Below are 18250 nucleotides of genomic sequence, written 5' to 3'. Positions count from 1 at the left end.
CACATGAGCGACAAGGCAGAGACTTTGTGGTGTAGTTATTCTACGTAAAAAGTCGATAACGCAGTAAAAATGACCTACAAACGCTGCCCGAAAGGTTCGGCTAAAAACGTTTTACTCTTTGTTGAATGCATTTTGCTTAGATGACTAGGCAGCAATCCATTCGCCTAGTTTAAAACGTTTTTAACTCGAACAAAATTCAACCAACAAAGGTCAACAGACCCTAGTCATCTTCAAAAATATAAACAGCAGGTTCAATGTTAAATAGATCGACTAGCGAATAGTTACGTTTCGTCCAAAGTACTCTTCAGACTCATATTTAGCGATTACTTTTTCAAGTGTTTCGCCATTATTATCCATAACCAATTTATGTGAAATAGCACTAAGTGAAATCAAAATATCTTTACACTCGATTCGTGCTTTCATCACCGAGCCTGAAGCCGTTCTCAGTACTTGAGAAATTAGCTCATGGTTCTTACCAATTAAGGCTAAAATAAAATGAACCATCACTTCAGAGCAAAGCTCTTTATCTTCAATTTTACTTGGTCTAACAACCTTTTCTAAATAATCGTCTTCTCTTCCTGCAGGAACAAAACGTTGTACCCAATAGAAATAATCTTCATCATAAATGATAGATTGTATTGGTTTCATAAAGGTTTCATCTGTCGATATCTTTTGAAAAAGCTCTTTTTTGACTTCATCAGATACGTCAACAAGCTCATCACCAAACTGTTTGTTGAGCATTGAAATAACTGCTTCCAGCTCTTTTAACAGAGATACATTTCCTGATGTCACTTGGTTATAAGCATCACCGACCTCGTCGATGTTTTGTTGGAATACACCAATATACTTATCACCTTCTTCAATAGCATCAAGTAAAGGTATCAAGCTATAACGTCTAACCTGAATCAATTCATAAAACTGACCTAATTCTTCGCGAATAGCTTGGAGACGATCAATCGCTTTAATCAGAAATTGATCGTCTCGTTTTATCGCTAAATTCAATCGAGAAAAATCGAGTTGATCATTTACTTTGCGAACACGATTATCGATCATATTTTCATAGGTCTGTGTTTCATTGATCAGCACAGAAAATTTATCTTCCATCTCAAAAAGCACATCTTGTACTTTTTTAAGACTCGTAGAGCGAACCTGTTGATTAATGCCACGCACTTTTTCGGCTTCAGCTTGCTTCTTCTCACGAATAACCCAAGTAACTGCAGCACCAACGATTGTTAAGCTTGTCGCCATATCAAAACCAAGCTGAACATTAGTAAACCATGAAGGCATTATTTTTCCTTAAATGTTATTTCCTGTTTGTATAAACAGTAATAACTGATCCAAAAACGAATGTCATCCAAAAAACCATTGAAAACTAACAAAAGTCACATATATTCAACCAAAAAAGTGATATTTTCACCATAAAGCAGTTAGTTTCTTATAAATTTAATATTCATAAAATCAATGCTATAGGTTTTTATAACTACAAATTTCCCCATCATTATGTAGAAACAGACCAGTATCACTATTTATGTAACAAATTAAACGTCTCACAGTAATGAACGTCACAGAAAACCGATTAAAATCAACCACAAAAAACTTTCATTCTTAAGTATTAAATTGCAACTAAGCCACTCAATAAGACTTTTACGTTTACTAACTTAGGCTTTTGCAAAAATAAATTGGTCAAGATAAAAGGTGGTAGAAGAAATTATCATCATTAAAAATTATTTCGAGCAGGTAAAATCAGGGAGATAAAAATTGATATTTGAAATGAAAATGTAGGCAGTGTAAACATTTACAGTCAACTCATAACGAACCGACTAAAAAGAAGTCATGTGGTTTTTTCTACTTCACGCTTAACCAGTATAAAAGTCAGGTACATTTTTGTTGGTAGCGACAACGCCATGCCAAAAGCAACACACATAGCACTAATAATGATTCCATTAACCCCCATCGTTGCAATCGTTTCGCTGAAATTATGACAATAAATGCCTAATAAAATTAAGCTAATCCCTATCGAGATACAGATTTTTAAAATCAAGATGAGTTTGTTATCTGACATTATGGCCCCGTAATCATCAGTATGATGTACAGCTAATATAATGAATCGATTTACGATTAATAGCGTTGATTCAGATCAAAGTAGAAAGAGGGTTTTTGAGAAATCAGTAAATTATTAAGTGAGTGCTGGGTTCTGCTCGTGTTAAGGATGCTGATTAACAAGCAGTAGATAAATATTAAACCAAATTTGAAGTTATCATACGCCCAAAATGAAGTACCTATACGCGCTAACAATATAAATTGTTAAATTGCAGGCATAAAAAAACGCAAACAGTCGTTAAACCGTTTGCGTTATTCTTATAACGTCGAGTTACACAGCTACTACGTTAGCAGCTTGTGGGCCTTTTTGGCCTTGCTCAACATCAAAAGAAACTTTCTGGCCTTCAGCAAGAGTCTTGAAACCCTCTGAAGTGATTGAACGGAAATGAACGAACACGTCAGCGCCGCCGTTATCAGGAGTGATAAAACCAAAACCTTTATCTTCGTTAAACCATTTTACTAAACCAGTTGTTTTGTTAGACATGATGTGTCCCTTATATATTAAAATTAATCAATCTGTCGCGAAAATGCGATGCGCTCAAGCTTGAATTATTGAATGTCACGATGAAGCTAAGGGAAACACAGAGGATAACAACGATAACGAAGAGATTCTAAGGCTTTTCTTTTACTTGATGTTCATTAATAACTCTGAATGTCAGAGCAAGACGTATAATACACGAATATCTAAGCTTGTAAATATTTTTATTGAATAAATATAAATAATATCTAAAACCACTTGGTTAGCAGCATTGTCACCTGCAACCTCAATGTACAATATTAGCCACTAGATTAGCCACTAAGCCTGTCATAGCCGTTAACCAAAAAATCGATATGAAATTAGGTTCACGATCCTACCGTGTTGATAATCCGGTTAATCGGCTTGTTACTGTATAGTTATTATCTTTACTTAATGGTTGTACTTTAACGCTATCGGACAAACCTACACTTTAAAAAGCTAAATCAACATAGCAAGTTTATGACCAAGATTTTATCTTTCCTAGAAAGTAGACAATAACAAATAAACCGTAACGTATTGATAACAATATATTTTCAATATGAAAAATTTACAATTTAATCAGAAAAAAATACCGTTTTACATTATTACTGTCTCATTAAGCAGGTGAAAAAATAAGCCATTTCACTTGAGATATAATCACCGGCCACCTTCCCCCATCAAAAACAAAAATATAAATCATTGATATTAATCGTTAAATTTAAATACCGATAAATAATTCGCTGTTACTTTTATAAAGTTGGCATCCGTTTTGTAGGTAGTTAGATGTATTTACGTAATTAACTAGGAGTACCTTATGAAAAATACGATTCTTACTTTAGCTGGACTTATTTCGTTAGCCTCTTTTAGTACTTATTCTCACGCTGATGACTTCAAGAAAGACGTAGCTGAAAATGGCGTTTATGTCGGCGCTAATTATGGTTACCTAAAAGTTGATGGCGAAGATGACTTTGATGACGACAATGATGTTCTCCAGGGCCTAGTCGGTTATCGCTTCAACAAATACTTAGCTCTAGAAGGTAGCTATATTGATTTTGGTAGTTACGGCAACAACTTATCTAGTGCTGAAACAGATGGTTATACCGCAGGTCTAAAAGTGACATTGCCCATTGCTGAGCGAATAGAGTTATATGCCAAAGGTGGTCAGTTATGGTACTCAACAGATTATGACGTAGTCGGGTTTTCTGGCAATAAAGATGATGAAGGTGTGTTTGCCGGTGCAGGTGTAGCGTTTAAGGTAACAGATCGTTTTCTAATTAATGCAGAGTACACTTGGTATGATGCAGAAATTAACTTAGATAATGTATCTAACGGTTCCGACACAGAAACAGACTTTAAACAAGCTAGTATCGGTGTTGAATATCGTTTCTAGTGATTAAGTAGAGTGCTTAAATTAACTACTTAAAAAATAAAATCCAGAAGGGTGTAATGCAATTTGTGTTACGCCCTTATTTTGTACCTATAATTCTCAGATCCGCATTAAACCGATTAACCTTCACCCAAGAGCAAGTGATATGAACATCGCTCTTGTGTCTGCGATTTGTGTCAATAAAACAATTGATGACTTAGGTTGCTTATCTTTAACTCTGTTTATTCACTGCGATGCAAATTTACATACTGAGCTTGTGGCTCAAAACAACAAGCGTTGTATTTTGTATCACCCCGGAGTATTGCGATCCTGCAGCATAAAAAAATAAAAAGCACACTTTGAAATATTCAAAAATCGACGTTAAAACGAGCCACTCGCGCCTCAGTTAACGTACATTGGGTAAGTTGGATTAATTCTCCCAAGGTGATACCTGGTGTTTGTTTAATTAAGCGGACAAGTTTTTCGTCTAGTGGCTCTAACTTATCTGCATGGCCAAGAAGCGCAGTCTCAATCTTTCGAATAAGATAACGAAAATTATCATCACTTTGTGCTTTTAACTGTTCAGTAAACGACTGAATATTAACCGCCTCACCGATAACTCTCCAATTCCGAGATCGACGCACACGCTTTAGCTCGCAGTCATATTGCAGCGCAATGATTTTTGCCTGCTTGGCTTTCTCTCCACCGATTCGATGAATAAGCGATGGAAGTGGAATGGTAATATCTTCAGTCATAATAGTATTTTAAACAGGATCGTACTGTGCCCTACCCACTAAATAACGTCTATAAACAGTTAGATAAATTAACTATGACAGAAAATATATAGCAATCAAAGTAAGTCTATCCGAAACAAAAGTAACAACAGACCAATGCCATCAATGTGAAAATACTTATATCAAATCACTATAAAATAACAAACAATATCAATACACTAAGCATTGCATGGCAATTTGTACTTTTAATTAAAAATGCCAACAATAGGCTTTCGACATTCATTAGTAGATATGTATTACTAGTTTAATTAAGTCAAAGCGTAGGTAATGATGTTGAACATAAGTTTAAGACAAAGCTTGCTACTTATTCACTGTTTATGACAAAACTCAAAACAATGTTATCTGATCTAAAATCTGACAAGCAGGATAAATTTAAAAAACCAATATCGATTAATGCATATCGGCTTCTCTTTATTGCTTCAGGATTAGTCTCTGAAGTTGTCGAACTGGAATGGTTGTCCGAGTTCTGATTCTTTGGCTAGACGCATGACAGCTTGTAGGTCATCGCGCTTTTTACCGGTGATGCGTACTGAGTCGCCTTGAATAGCGGCTTGCACTTTAAGTTTGCTGTCTTTGATAGCTTTAACCAGCTTTTTAGCCACCAGTGAATCAATACCTTGCTTAAAATTAACTTTTAAACTGAAGGTTTTACCACTGTGAACCGCTTTTTCATCGACTTCCATTGACGACGGATCGACGTTACGTTTACTAAGTTGAATACGCAGAATATCGACTAACTGCTTACAAATGAAATCGTCTTCTGATTTTAAGGTAACAACATTGTCTTTCAAATCAATCTCGATTTCTTTACCACGTAAATCAAATCGACCAGCCACTTCACGGCGAGAGTTTTCTACCGCGTTACGTAATTCTTCTTCGTCAACTTCCGACACAATATCCATAGATGGCATGTTGCTTTCCTCTTTGATTCATCACATTTATATATGGCTATTTTACACTAGGAGTCATTAACAGGATAGTGAAGTACAACTTAGGCTTTATTGAGCCGATTATCTTTCGCTAATATCCTATTGATTAACAAAATATCATTAACCAGCTATTTTAATTGATAATGAGGCTAAAACGCCCATTGGTATTGAGTTTGACGACTATGATTTTGTCATTATCAATAGTAAAAAATGTCCTTATTAAACAATTATTACTTTCTATAGAGGTTAATTAGTGACAATTTTAAACAGGTTTCTTATTATTAGCGATATTCTCGTTTCACAAGGCTGATGTTACGCTCGTGATCACTTATAAAAATATTTTTAAACTTGCGTTAGTTGTTGCTGTGATAGTGACTAGCTATCTTGTTTTTTCAAAACCAAGTTACCCGCAGACTTTCGCCCATATGGATAAAGTGGGCCATTTAGGCAGTTTTTTTGCCCTTTCATATCTAGCACATTACGCTTTTAAACCGCGTTGGTATTTTTTGTGTATCTCTCTAGCTACCTATGCAGTGTTAATTGAATTGATTCAATCTCGCTTACCTTATCGCAGCGCTTCAGCTGCCGATGTTATTGCCGACTTTTTTGGGATTGCATTATTTTACTTACTGCACTTTTCTATCAATAAATACCGTAAATTAAAAGCGAATCGTTAAAGCCCTATGGCCAATACACCAACGTTGCCAACATCATCCACACACGACAATAATACTCTTATTGCCGTTTTAGGTGCAGGTGCAATTGGACAGTTGATGTATCACAAACTGAGTGTTAATACCCAAACGAACGATGTGATGTTTATTGGCCGAGATAAGCTAACTCGTCAACAGCCGTTGAATTTCATTGACCACACACAGCACAATCATGAATCATTAGCGACAATATTGGGAACTGATGATGACCGCTTAGTACAAGTCGAATTACTGTTTGTGTGTGTTAAAGCCTATCAAGTCGAGCAAGCACTTTTACCTTTATTACCGAAATTGTCGCCCCAATGCCATATTGTATTACTCCATAATGGTTTAGGTCCGCACTTACTGGTTGCTGCAGCCCTTTCGCAGTATCAGGGTATAGGCTTAACGTTAGGCACCACTTCACAAGCGGCGTTGAAGTTAAGTCAGTGGCAGGTAAAGCACAGTGGGTTTGGCGTAACGCAGCTAGGACATTATTGTGGTTCTGCTATGTCGACAGCGTTAAAGATGCGCATATCTCATCTGCAAAGTGACAATCAGCCGATTGAATGGTATCAGCCTGTATTACCCGTCTTGTGGCAAAAGCTGGCCATTAATGCAGTAATAAACCCGTTAACCGCATTAAATCAGTGTGCTAATGGTCAATTGGCAGCAACAGAATATCAATCACAGATAAGTGCCATTATCGATGAGCTAGTCGAAGTGGCTAAATATGATGACATCACATTAGATAAGGCAGCTGTTAGAGCGCGGGTTTATCAAGTGATTGAGTTAACCTCGGCAAACTTCTCATCTATGTATCAAGATATCGCCCACAATAGACCGACTGAAATTAATGAGATAAATGGCTATATTTGCCAGCAAGCCAAGGCGCATCATCTTAAAGTGCCCAATAATCAATATCTCGTCGACAAGGTTTTACAACTGAGTCAATCTTGAATGCGATGCTACCACTCGCATCAACTCAATTTAAATGATGGGGTACATCAGTCCAAATCAGAATATGTAAGCTGATAATTATTCGCTACTGGATTTAGCTCCACATGACCAAAACAGCTGCTATTGCGATTAAAATCAAACCCGCTACATCGTTAATTTTAACTTTATCTTTAAGCCAAAAAACAGCGATCATCAAGGTAAAAAACACCTCGATCTGGCCTAGTGTTTTGACATAAGGCACAGCCTGCAACGACATTGCGCTAAACCAACCAATTGAACCGATACAACTAGTAATACTAATTGATAAGGTTAATGTTGGTCGTTGCCACAACGCCGCTAAAGTCGATTTATCTTTTGCCAGCAAATAGCCTATTAGCACGATTGTTTGTAAGCCAATAACCCACAGTAATACCCATGCAGCACGATGCGTAAACGGCCCTTGTAGGGTTAAACTTGCTTCGCGTACCCATAGGGAAGTCAACGCAAAAGCACTGCCACACGCAAGCCCTAACAAGACTGTTTTAACTGAGAGCTGTTTAAAACCTTGTTTGCTGCTTAACAACATTATTGCTAAGCCGCCAATAACAACGCCTATCCAGCCTAATAAGGATAATTGTGTGCCGAAAAATAGCACCCCAAGTATTGCTGCTACTAATGCTTCACTTTTAGCCAGCCCGGCACCAATCGCAAAGTTTTGCATTCTAAACAGTTTAACCATCAAGCCTGTTGCTAGAATTTGCATCGATGATGCACCAATAACAAAACCCCAAAATGTCCCTGTAAACTCAGGTAATGCACTAGGTTGATATTGATGTAAACCATACAGATAACACGCAGCAATGGGGCCAGCCCAAATGAATCGAGCTAAGGTAACACCTGCAACACTGACTTCTTTACTGAGTTTACTTTGAAACGCATTGCGCCACGCCTGCATAAACGCAGCGAGGAAGGTAAACATGATCCACATAATTAACTATTGCTCATTACATAAAAAAGCCCTGAAACTTGGTAAAAAGTCAGGGCTTATACAAGGGCAATTAGATTACTGTTTACGGCCATTAAAAGACACTGATTAAGTGTCTAATTGATTAAAAATCAATTTGCCGATGTTTCAGTTATTCAATGCCATTGATGGTTTACTTGCTAGTATCAATAAACTCAAAGGATTTAACCAATTCATCAACCGCTTTCATCTGCGTTAGGTATTTCTCTAATAAATGCAGTGGTAGTGCACATGGACCATCGCATTTTGCATTATCAGGATCGGGATGAGCTTCAATAAATAGACCTGCTAGACCTAATGCCATACCACTACGAGCAAGTTCAGTGGCTTGTGCACGACGGCCACCAGCAGAATCAGCACGTCCACCAGGGCGTTGTAGTGCATGGGTGGCATCAAAAATCACCGGATAACCTGTTTGCTTCATTTCGTCCATGCCTAACATGTCGACCACGAGGTTGTTATAACCAAAACTACTGCCACGCTCACATAAGATAATGTTGTCATTACCCGCTTCGTTGAACTTGGTAATGATGTGGCGCATTTCATGCGGCGCTAGAAACTGTGGTTTTTTCACATTGATCACCGCACCGGTTTTCGCCATTGCAACAACAAGATCGGTTTGACGCGCTAAGAATGCAGGTAACTGAATAATATCGACAACTTCAGCGACTGGCGCACACTGATGAATTTCATGCACATCGGTGATCATCGGTACGTTAAAGGTTGATTTTATTTCTTCAAAAATACGTAGACCTTCTTCCATACCCGGTCCACGGTATGAGTTAACCGATGAACGGTTCGCTTTATCAAAAGACGCTTTGAACACATATGGAATCCCAAGCTTTTGGGTAACTTCCACATAATGCTCCGCAATCGACATTGCTAAATCGCGCGATTCAAGCACATTCATACCGCCAAATAACACGAACGGCTTATCGTTAGCGACTTGAACGTTATTAGATAACTGAATAATTTTTTGATCCATTTGATCCTCTTAGCGCATTACACTGCGACAATTTGTAATAACTGACCACATAGCCATGCCATGTAAGTACCTAATGCATAACCGAATACTGCCAACAACACCCCTACAGGTGCTAATGCAGGATGGAATGCAGCAGCCACCACTGGCGCCGATGCAGCTCCGCCCACGTTTGCCTGGCTGCCCACTGCCATATAAAACAATGGCGCTTTAATGAGTTTAGCAACCAATAACATTAATCCTGCATGCACTAACATCCACACAATACCGATTAAGAAATAAATCGGCGTATCCATGACTTTAGACACATCCATATGTAAACCAATAGTCGCGACTAAAATATATAAAAATGCAGAAGCGATTTTAGAGGCGCCTGACGCTTCTAGATGACGTACAGGACTAAACGAAAGCCCTAAACCTATAGTGGTCACAATTACCACTAACCAGAAAAATTTAGAGGTTAAACTGTAATCTTCGGTCCATGGATAGTTGGCTTCGAAGAAAGGCCCTAAGAAATCTGCCGCAAAATGGGCAAACCCTGTCACTCCAAACCCAACTGCCACAATTAGCATGATGTCACGAAGCGACGGAATACGTGAATTCTCGGCGTGGTACTTTTCTACTTTTTCTTTTAGTGCTTCAATCGCGGTGGTGTCTGCACCCGTTCTGGCATCAATCTCTTTGGCTTTTGATGCCATAAACAGCAGTACTGCCATCCAGATATTGGCCACAATGACATCGACAGTCACCATCACTGAGAAAATCTCACCGCCGACTTCATAAATCTCTTTCATTGCGGCTTGGTTGGCACCGCCACCGATCCAACTTCCCGCTAAGGTTGTCATACCGCGCCATACGGCATCTGGACCATTGCCACCTAGTAATGATGGATCAATCATTGATACGCTTAATAGTGCAATCGGTCCACCAATAACAATACCCAGCGTGCCGGTTAAAAACATAATCACCGCTTTAGGGCCTAAACTCAGGATGGCTTTTAAATCGACACTTAAAATCAATAACACTAAACACGCAGGCAATAAATACCGCGAAGCAACAAAATACAGTTGTGACGCATGACCATCAATCACGCCAAACGTATTTAATAATGAAGGTAAGAAATAGCACAGTAATAATGCTGGAATGTATTTATAGAATTTTTGCCAAAACGGATGGGTAGATGAACTAGTGTAAAAAACAAAACCTAAAATAACGGCGAGTATACCCAGTGCGGTGGCATCATTGCTCACCATTGCTGACGTTGTCATGCAGTGTTCTCCCTTACAAATACATTATATTTTTTGTTGTTATTGTGATTGTTATTGCGAAAATCAATGGTGATTCAAATCGCATGATTTCGCAGCAGAGCTTTTAAAACTAAGCTTGCTGGCGCCCGACTTGCGAACTTAAGCCACTTTGAGTTAACCCAAAGCAGCCTGTTCGGCAGGTAATATCAAATAATTAATGATAAACCTGCATATGTTGACTGAGTTCCTTTAATTGAATCTTAACCAGTTCAATTACCGGATCATGCGGACTCAAATCAATGAAGTGCTGTAAATCAGACATGGCCACTTTAATGCAACCTAATTGCTGCGCAATAAACGCTCGTTCGCGATTAAGATGAACATCATCTGGGTGCCATTGTAATAATAAATTACAGCATTCCATTGCCGGTTCAAACTTATGGCTGACAATGCAACCCGCTTTTAGCTCGTGCAACATGCGGCTAATTAAACGTTTTAGCGTGGCAGTTTTTAGATGACTCGGCTTTAATTTAGCCGCATTACCCAATTCACCGCGCACAAATGCGTGCAACTGATGACGGCTAAGCTCTTTACCTGTAAGCGGGTCATGGTATCTAATAACATCATTCACTTGGCTTTTTAATACCGTATTACCGGGTAATAAAACCGCCTCGAGTGTTAAGTCGAGCTGCTTAGCCAATAAAATTAATAATATTGATAACGTAGTGCTGTTACCTTGACGCTTTAACACGCAATAGCTTAAATCTGCTGCTTCGACACTAAAATAGTCATCGCGAGCACAAAAGCCTAAATCATTGTAAAACCACTTAAACAGACCTTCAAGCCGTGCTTTTTGGTCAACAACATAGTGACTCAATACCGAACCAGCCATTTCATACCATGCCCACATAGCAGGTTTTGAGGTTGAAAAGCCGAGATGTTCAGAGAGTTCAAATGCAGTTTCAGGTATCGAAACTGCATCATCAAGATGATATTTTGCCATTAAAAACCAATTAACCCATGAATACGACTTGTTTAAAATGAGCCAGTTTGGCCGCTAACACTACCCAACCAATTGCACCGATAAAAGCAAAAAACTTAAACAGCTTATTACGGTTAGATTTAAGTGCCATGATGCCTAAAGCAATGTATGCCGCAACACAGATGATTTTTTCTGTCATCCATGGATCAACAAAAGGATATTGTTTGATCATAAAGCAAAGAGTGAAGCCTGATAGTAATAAAAAGGTATCAATGACATGTGGCGCCACTTTAACAAACTTTTTTTCCATAATAGGAGACTGGCGTAAATGCAAAACAAAACGCACGATAAAAAAGATCACACTCATGGCAACTAGCATCATGTGAGTATGCTTTACCGCTGGATATAAACTGTAAAATGTTTCCATTAATTAAGTCTCATTAAAAAGGTCAAAATAAAAGGTGGCTAGTTTACTCTATCAACCAGCCACATACCAATATCGCGATGAGTGTTATTTATTTAGAAGGGAAATGCCGAGTAAGGCAGGATTATCAATCAGCCCATTGTCCTAGCGTACATCGATCATTGCTGCCAAAGTCTCGCACTGTGGCGACATTTTGATAACCCAGTTCAATCAGTTTTTCACGTACTTTGATTGCTTGCTCATAGCCATGTTCAAGCAATAAGTAACCACCGGGCAGTAAATGAGCCCTTGCTTGCTCTGCAATGTAATACAAGTCAGCATACCCTTCATTGCCTGCGGTAAGTGCACTTTGCGGTTCAAAGCGAACATCGCCTAAATGAAGATGCTCATCGGCTTCATCAATGTAAGGAGGATTCGACACAATTAAATCAAAATCGCGCTGTTCTACCGCAGAAAACCAATCCGACTGGATAATTTCCACTTCGGTTAAATTAAGATTGCCGCGATTAGCTTTAGCAAGCTCCACAGCCTCTGGCACTTTATCAATGGCTGTAATTCGCCATTTTGGGCGCTCAGACGCTAAAGCTAATGCTATTGCCCCTGTTCCAGTGCCTAAATCCAATACTTTGGCATTGTGACGCACAGATAAGTTCAATGCAGTCTCTACTAAAATTTCAGTATCAGGCCGTGGAATAAGGGTGGATTCATTAACAATGAAGGGTAATGACCAAAACTCTCGCTCACCAATAATATGCGCAACCGGAGTGCCACTTTGACGTTTGGCGATCATCTGACTATAAGCTTTAAATTGCTCGCTGGTCAGCTGCCGCTCAGGCCAAGTGTATAAAAAACTGCGATTTTTATTCATACAATGCAATAGCAATGCCTCTGCATCCACATGTGCAGATTCAGAGGTTGCAGCTAATTGTGAATAAGCCCATTGCAGGGCTTCAGCAATTGTTGAATACGAAGACTGAGTCAAGAGCACTCCTTAATCGTCAGCTAACGCTGCAAGCATGTCTGCTTGATGTTCTAGCATGATAGGATCAAGCAAGACATTTAAATCGCCTTCCATGACTTCATTCAAGCGGTATAGCGTTAAGTTGATGCGATGATCACTTACTCGACCTTGAGGGTAATTGTAGGTTCTAATACGTTCAGAACGATCACCACTGGCCACTAAACTACGGCGGGTTGTTTCTTCAGCACTACGTCTTTTTTCATCTTCAACAGCTTGAATACGCGCGGCCAATACACTCATCGCTTGGGCACGGTTTTTATGCTGCGAACGTTGATCCTGACACTCGACAATAATACCTGATGGAATATGGGTAATACGAATCGCTGAATCAGTTTTGTTAACGTGCTGACCACCCGCACCAGACGCACGGAAAGTATCAACTTTTAAGTCTGCTGCATTAATCGAAATTGCTTCAGCCTCTGGTACTTCATGCAATACCACAACAGTACAAGCCGAAGTATGCACACGGCCTTGAGATTCAGTTTCAGGCACACGTTGAACACGATGTCCGCCAGACTCAAACTTTAATTTACCGTAAGCACCGTCACCACTTATTTTAACAATGATTTCTTTAAAGCCACCATGTTCACCTTCGTTCACATTCATGACTTCCATTTGCCAACGGTTGGCTTCACAGTAACGTGAGTACATACGGTATAAGTCACCAGCAAAAATAGCTGCTTCATCACCACCTGCACCGGCGCGAATTTCAAGAAACGCGTTGGTGTCATCGTTAGGATCTGTTGGCAATAGTAAAACTTGTAATTCATCTTCAAGCTTTTCTAGCACTTGCTTTGACTGCTTATACTCATCTTGCGCCATTTCGCGCATTTCAAGATCGTCTTCTTCAAGCATCTCTTTGGCGTAGTCGAAATCTTTTTGAGCTTGTTGAAATGCCTTAAAGCTACTGACAACATCTTCAAGTTGAGAATATTCTTTTGATAATCCACGAAAACGGTCTTGATCCGAAATCACGGTAGCATCACTGAGTAACGCTAATACTTCTTCATTACGCTCGAGCAAGCCTTCAAGCTTGCGGATAACGGATTCTTTCATTTAGCTCGCTAACCTTAGTTTTTATCTAAACCAAGCGCAGATCTTAATTGGCCTAACGTATTCAAATCGCCTTGACGGCTTGCTGAAGTGAGCGCTTGTGTCGGTGAATGTATCAAACGATTGGTCAGCCTATTGGCTAGCTCAAGTATCACTTGTTCACTATCACTGCCTTGAGATAATTTATTCAAGGCACGTTCAACTAATTCATCTTTAATAGCCAAGCTCTGGCTGCGATATTCGCGAATACTGTCGACTGACTCTAAAGACCTAATCCACTCCATAAATATGTGTGATTGATCTTCAGTAATTAATTCTGCTTGCTCGGCGGCTTCTTTACGTGAAGCCATGTTCTGTTCAATTATGCTATGCAGATCGTCTACAGTATAAAGGAATGCGTCGTCTAACTCACCGACTTCTGCTTCAATATCTCTTGGAACTGCAATATCCACCAACAACATAGGTTGGTGACGACGCTGTTTTAGCGCTTTTTCGACCATTCCTTTACCTAAAATAGGCAAAGGGCTGGCGGTAGAGGATATCACGATATCGGCTTTAGGGAGAAAGTCTGGTATTTGTTCTAGGGTAATTGCGGTCGCATTAAACTCTTCACACATGGCTTGAGCACGTTCAATAGTACGATTTGCCACCACCATAGAAGCAACACCATTATCTTTAAGGTGCTTGGCAACTAATTCAATGGTTTCTCCGGCGCCAATGAGTAACACTTTAGTGGTGCTCAATGATGAGAAAATATGCTTCGCCATGCTAACAGCGGCAAAGGCAACAGAAACTGCTGCGGCACCAATCTCAGTGTCTGTACGTACTTTTTTAGCCACAGAAAAAGTATTTTGAAATAAACGATCAATCGTTAATGCGATAGTGCCCGCTTCTTTGGCTTTTACAAACGCTTGTTTGACCTGCCCTAAAATTTGCGGCTCGCCAAGCACCAGAGAATCTAAACCCGATGCTACCCGCATTAAATGTTTGACGGCTACTTGTTCTTCATAAGCATAGATACACGGCATTAAATCGTTATGATCTAAACCATGATAATCCTCTAACCATTCAATAATGTCTTCCTTTTCAGCATTATTGCAATATAGCTCAGTACGGTTACAGGTAGACACAATAACAGCCTCACCCGTGCGGGTGCGACTGGCCAAGCTTTTCATGGCATCATGAATGCGGTCTGGAGAGAAAGCGACTTTTTCACGCAAATCTACCGTGGCGGTTTTATGGTTTATCCCGATTATTACTAGGCTCATTAGACGGTATCAAGTTCTTTTCGGTGACGTTAATTAGGCTATTCTACTGAATTGAACCAACTAAAAACACAATTGGCTTAACAAAACGGAATAAATGTCTAAATTTTTATTTATTGATCACATATCTATTATGTAAACCAATACATTAATATCACATTAATTTTGGCAAAAGGATTTTTACATAATGGCTTAAGCCCAGTATCATAAGAACATCTTAAGCAACTGCTAGGCAATCCATTGCGTTTATCTGCATCTTTATTTCATATCGCCCTCGTTACCGTGTTGCTTGTCTTAGCCGGTTGTAGTGTCACACCATCTGAAGATTTTAGCCCTATCAATGTGACCAATGCGGCTCAAGCCAAAGCATGGGAACTTCAAGGGAAAATTGCCGTCAAGACATCTGAAGACAAATTCAGTACCAATTTGTATTGGCTGCACCAAACGAAAGCTAATGATTTACGCTTAACAACGGTATTAGGCACAACAGTATTAACCCTTAAGACAAATCAAGGTATGGCAACACTTGACGTTGACGGCAAAACCTATCGCGACAGTAATGCTCAAGATTTACTGACCGGTATTAGCGGATGGTCAATCCCACTTGATAGCCTTCCTTTATGGATCACAGGTCAAATTGGCAGCAATGATAAAATTGTCAGCTATAATCCTGATGGCACAATTAAACAATTAATCAGTCACGACCCTGAAGCCAATTGGGTGGTCAGTTTTCTCGGTTGGCAACAACAAAGCGGCGCGCAGGTGCCTAGGTTGTTGAAGATTGAGCGTGAAGATGTGCAAATAAAAATTCAAACTAATCAATGGATAGCGGTAGCAGCCAAAACAAAATAGGGTTTAATATTCAGTGCTGGCTAATAACAAGGTAGTTAACAAAATATGACATCGACGAACTCTCGCAAATCAGCGATATCCAAAAGTTGGCCAGCTCCTGCAAAACTGAATTTATTTTTGCATGTAACTGGCCAGCGAGCCGATGGCTATCATGAACTACAAACGCTATTTCAATTTATTGACCATTGTGATTACCTTGATTTTCATATCACAGACACACCAGATTTAATTCTCCATTCTACGATGTCCGATTCTGTCGCTGACAGCGATAACTTAATTCTTAAGGCCGCAAAATCACTCAAGCGTTACACCCAATATGAAGGCGGCGCGCATATTTGGTTAGAAAAATTGTTGCCTATGGGGGGTGGTTTAGGTGGCGGATCATCTGATGCAGCTACCACATTAGTGGCGCTAAATGCCTTATGGAAAACCAATATATCACCCAATAAACTAGCTGAAATTGGCTTAACGCTTGGTGCGGATGTCCCTGTTTTTATTAATGGTTTATCTGCGTTCGCCGAAGGTGTCGGTGAGAAGTTGATCACAGTACAACCACCCGAGTCATGGTATTTAGTTATTGTCCCTGATGTACATGTATCAACCCAGGCCGTTTTTCAACATCCTGATTTGCCACGTAACACACCAAAATTGGATATGAGCAGTTTAATGACTCAACAATGGAGCAATGATTGTCAGAAACTGGTCACAACTAAGCACCCTCAAGTTGCCAATGCCTTAAGCTGGCTGGTAGAATATGCGCCGTCGAGAATGACCGGAACAGGTGCATGCGTGTTCGGGGAATTTACACATTCGCAACAAGCCCTTGACGCTTTAGCCAAATTACCGGCTGATATGCAAGGTTTTGTCGCAAAGGGGATGAACAAGTCGCCATTACAAATACGGCTTGAGCAGCTCTAACAACATTATTTCTTCTGGGTCAGTTTTGAGTGACAACACGTAAAATTGATCTAGCCTTTAATCGTAAAGCAAACACCTGAGGTTCATAAAGTGCCCGACATCAAGCTCTTTGCTGGTAACGCTACCCCAAATCTAGCCGCCAAGATAGCCGACCGTTTATTTTGCAAACTTGGCGACGCAGTTGTAGGCCGTTTCAGCGACGGTGAAATCAGTGTTCAAATAAACGAGAATGTACGTGGTGCGGATGTGTTCATCATCCAATCTACTTGCGCACCAACTAACGATAACCTCATGGAGCTTATTGTAATGGTTGACGCGCTACGTCGTGCATCAGCGGGTCGTATTACTGCCGTTATTCCGTACTTTGGTTATGCTCGTCAAGACCGCCGTGTACGCAGTGCACGTGTACCAATTACCGCAAAAGTTGTTGCAGATTTCTTGTCAAGCGTGGGTGTTGACCGCGTATTGACTTGTGACTTACATGCTGAGCAAATTCAAGGTTTCTTTGATGTCCCTGTTGATAACGTGTTCGGTAGCCCTGTGTTACTTGAAGACATGTTGGCAAAGAAATTAGAAAATCCTGTTGTTGTGTCTCCTGATATTGGCGGTGTAGTTCGTGCTCGTGCCGTTGCCAAGCTATTAGATGACTCTGACCTTGCGATTATCGATAAGCGTCGTCCACAAGCTAACGTTGCTCAAGTAATGCATATTATTGGTGATGTTCAAGGCCGTGATTGCATCATCGTTGATGACATGATCGATACTGGTGGCACTTTATGTAAAGCTGCTGAAGCATTGAAAGAACATGGCGCTAACCGCGTGTTCGCTTATGCTACTCATCCGGTATTCTCAGGTAATGCTGCTGAAAATATTGCTAACTCTGTTATCGATGAAGTTATCGTGACAGACACTGTGCCATTAAGCCCTGAAATGTTAAAAGTGGCGAAAGTGACCCAGCTAACAATGTCTGCAGTACTAGCTGAAGCGATACGTCGCGTTAGTAACGAAGAGTCAATCTCTGCGATGTTCCGCCACTAATCATCTTTAGTGAGTGAAACAACTAAACGCACTCTTACGAGTGCGTTTTTGTTTGGGTAAATATCGCAAAAATATTTTATCTACCTTATTTGAGAAAGACTCCTAACCTCTATTACCAAATGTTAGTC

The 18250-nt window shown here is 39.8% G+C and carries 19 protein-coding genes; 6 read left to right on the top strand and 13 right to left on the bottom strand.

Annotated features, from left to right (window positions below; all coding sequences use genetic code 11):
* Positions 1–270: 270 nt before the first annotated feature.
* The 3 genes from SFRI_RS03830 to cspE all read right to left on the bottom strand — a co-directional run bounded on the left by SFRI_RS03830 (position 271) and on the right by cspE (position 2584).
* Entirely contained in the window at positions 271–1287 is a 1017-nt protein-coding gene (locus tag SFRI_RS03830) for a hypothetical protein (protein WP_011636220.1), read from the bottom strand.
* A 544-nt stretch (positions 1288–1831) separates the two neighbouring features.
* A complete protein-coding gene (locus SFRI_RS03825; protein ID WP_011636219.1) occupies positions 1832–2062 on the bottom strand; it encodes a hypothetical protein in 231 nt (76 codons plus the stop codon).
* A 309-nt stretch (positions 2063–2371) separates the two neighbouring features.
* A complete protein-coding gene (gene cspE / locus SFRI_RS03820; RefSeq protein ID WP_011636218.1) occupies positions 2372–2584 on the bottom strand; it encodes a transcription antiterminator/RNA stability regulator CspE in 213 nt (70 codons plus the stop codon).
* A gap of 826 nt (positions 2585–3410) precedes the next feature.
* On the opposite strand from cspE, the gene SFRI_RS03815 reads away from it, so the two are divergent.
* Entirely contained in the window at positions 3411–3986 is a 576-nt protein-coding gene (locus SFRI_RS03815; RefSeq protein WP_011636217.1) for a porin family protein, read from the top strand.
* Between the two features lie 344 nt (positions 3987–4330).
* On the opposite strand, the gene SFRI_RS03810 is transcribed toward SFRI_RS03815, so the two are convergent.
* Together SFRI_RS03810 and SFRI_RS03805 are read right to left on the bottom strand one after the other, a co-directional pair.
* Positions 4331–4717: a ribosome recycling factor family protein gene (locus tag SFRI_RS03810; protein WP_011636216.1), complete on the bottom strand. Its 387-nt coding sequence runs from the start codon at positions 4715–4717 to the stop codon at positions 4331–4333.
* Between the two features lie 464 nt (positions 4718–5181).
* Positions 5182–5667, bottom strand: coding sequence for a YajQ family cyclic di-GMP-binding protein (locus tag SFRI_RS03805; RefSeq protein WP_011636215.1), 486 nt, complete (start codon positions 5665–5667; stop codon positions 5182–5184).
* Between the two features lie 338 nt (positions 5668–6005).
* Between SFRI_RS03805 and SFRI_RS03800 the strand changes: the two genes are divergently transcribed.
* Together SFRI_RS03800 and SFRI_RS03795 are read left to right on the top strand one after the other, a co-directional pair.
* Positions 6006–6362 carry a VanZ family protein gene (locus SFRI_RS03800; RefSeq protein WP_011636214.1) on the top strand — a complete coding sequence of 119 codons (357 nt, stop codon included), beginning with the start codon at positions 6006–6008 and terminating at the stop codon, positions 6360–6362.
* 6 nt (positions 6363–6368) lie between these two features.
* Positions 6369–7337, top strand: coding sequence for a ketopantoate reductase family protein (locus tag SFRI_RS03795; RefSeq protein ID WP_011636213.1), 969 nt, complete (start codon positions 6369–6371; stop codon positions 7335–7337).
* Between the two features lie 94 nt (positions 7338–7431).
* Here the strand turns inward: SFRI_RS03795 and SFRI_RS03790 are convergent, their stop codons facing one another.
* From SFRI_RS03790 to hemA, 8 genes are all read right to left on the bottom strand, one after another.
* On the bottom strand, positions 7432–8304 hold the full coding sequence (locus SFRI_RS03790) for a DMT family transporter (protein ID WP_011636212.1): 873 nt from the start codon (positions 8302–8304) through the stop codon (positions 7432–7434).
* 169 nt (positions 8305–8473) lie between these two features.
* A complete protein-coding gene (kdsA, locus tag SFRI_RS03785; RefSeq protein WP_011636211.1) occupies positions 8474–9325 on the bottom strand; it encodes a 3-deoxy-8-phosphooctulonate synthase in 852 nt (283 codons plus the stop codon).
* Positions 9326–9342: 17 nt separating this feature from the next.
* On the bottom strand, positions 9343–10590 hold the full coding sequence (locus SFRI_RS03780; protein WP_011636210.1) for a DUF819 family protein: 1248 nt from the start codon (positions 10588–10590) through the stop codon (positions 9343–9345).
* A gap of 193 nt (positions 10591–10783) precedes the next feature.
* Positions 10784–11572 (bottom strand): transglutaminase family protein, encoded by a 789-nt coding sequence (locus SFRI_RS03775; RefSeq protein ID WP_011636209.1) that lies wholly within the window; start codon positions 11570–11572, stop codon positions 10784–10786.
* Positions 11573–11582: 10 nt separating this feature from the next.
* The gene (locus tag SFRI_RS03770; protein WP_011636208.1) at positions 11583–11978 is read right to left on the bottom strand and encodes a SirB2 family protein; all 396 of its coding nucleotides are present in this window, start codon (positions 11976–11978) and stop codon (positions 11583–11585) included.
* A gap of 124 nt (positions 11979–12102) precedes the next feature.
* Positions 12103–12957, bottom strand: a complete 855-nt coding sequence (gene prmC / locus SFRI_RS03765; RefSeq protein WP_011636207.1) for a peptide chain release factor N(5)-glutamine methyltransferase — start codon at positions 12955–12957, stop codon at positions 12103–12105.
* A gap of 9 nt (positions 12958–12966) precedes the next feature.
* Positions 12967–14052 carry a peptide chain release factor 1 gene (prfA, locus tag SFRI_RS03760; protein WP_011636206.1) on the bottom strand — a complete coding sequence of 362 codons (1086 nt, stop codon included), beginning with the start codon at positions 14050–14052 and terminating at the stop codon, positions 12967–12969.
* A gap of 14 nt (positions 14053–14066) precedes the next feature.
* A complete protein-coding gene (hemA, locus tag SFRI_RS03755; protein ID WP_011636205.1) occupies positions 14067–15317 on the bottom strand; it encodes a glutamyl-tRNA reductase in 1251 nt (416 codons plus the stop codon).
* Between the two features lie 237 nt (positions 15318–15554).
* Here hemA and lolB point away from each other — a divergent pair, with 237 nt between their 5' ends.
* From lolB to SFRI_RS03740, 3 genes are all read left to right on the top strand, one after another.
* Positions 15555–16166, top strand: a complete 612-nt coding sequence (gene lolB, locus SFRI_RS03750) for a lipoprotein insertase outer membrane protein LolB (protein ID WP_011636204.1) — start codon at positions 15555–15557, stop codon at positions 16164–16166.
* 45 nt (positions 16167–16211) lie between these two features.
* A complete protein-coding gene (gene ispE, locus SFRI_RS03745) occupies positions 16212–17084 on the top strand; it encodes a 4-(cytidine 5'-diphospho)-2-C-methyl-D-erythritol kinase (protein ID WP_011636203.1) in 873 nt (290 codons plus the stop codon).
* Between the two features lie 90 nt (positions 17085–17174).
* Complete coding sequence (locus SFRI_RS03740; protein ID WP_011636202.1) at positions 17175–18122, top strand: ribose-phosphate pyrophosphokinase; 948 nt, start codon at positions 17175–17177, stop codon at positions 18120–18122.
* Positions 18123–18250: the final 128 nt, after the last annotated feature.

The sequence above is a fragment of the Shewanella frigidimarina NCIMB 400 genome, assembly GCF_000014705.1.
GTDB lineage: Bacteria > Pseudomonadota > Gammaproteobacteria > Enterobacterales > Shewanellaceae > Shewanella > Shewanella frigidimarina.
The sequence above is the reverse complement of the archived record's forward strand: the minus strand, read 5'-3'. Positions and strand labels throughout refer to the sequence as shown.